The organism is Microbacterium thalli (genome assembly GCF_028737325.1).
Classification (GTDB): domain Bacteria; phylum Actinomycetota; class Actinomycetes; order Actinomycetales; family Microbacteriaceae; genus Microbacterium; species Microbacterium thalli.
Genome location: NZ_JAQZCH010000010.1, coordinates 1 through 570, shown reverse-complemented (window position 1 = coordinate 570; position 570 = coordinate 1). Strand labels below are relative to the sequence as shown.

The window sequence follows — 570 nt, the reverse complement described above, 5'->3', positions numbered from 1 at the left end:
GCTGATCTGTTCGTGATCAAGCCGTCGGGGGTGTCGTATGACGATCTGGCTCCGGAGAACATGATCGTGTGCGATCTGGACGGCAATGTGGTGCCGGGCACGCCGGGTAGTGATCGGGCTCCGTCGAGTGATACGGCTGCTCATGCGTATGTGTATCGGAACATGCCCGAGGTGGGTGGTGTGGTGCACACGCATTCGACGTATGCGGTGGCGTGGGCGGCGCGGGGTGAGGAGATCCCGTGTGTGATCACGGCGATGGCTGATGAGTTCGGGGGTCCGGTCCCGGTGGGGCCGTTCGCGATCATCGGTGATGACTCGATCGGTCGGGGCATCGTGGAGACGTTGCGGGGGCATCGTTCTCGGGCGGTGTTGATGCGGAACCATGGGCCGTTCACGATCGGGTCGAGTGCGAAGGATGCGGTCAAGGCCGCGGTGATGGTCGAGGACGTCGCCCGCACGGTGCATATCGCCCGGCAGGCGGGTGAGGTGATCCCGATCCCGCAGGAGTCGATCGACAAGCTCTACGACCGGTACCAGAACGTTTACGGACAGACCACCGACGACCGCCGG

The 570-nt window shown here is 64.0% G+C and carries 1 protein-coding gene; it reads left to right on the top strand.

The features are described 5' to 3' along the window. On the top strand, positions 1–570 hold a 570-nt coding region (locus PUW82_RS15040), incomplete at both ends, for an L-ribulose-5-phosphate 4-epimerase (RefSeq protein ID WP_274223130.1).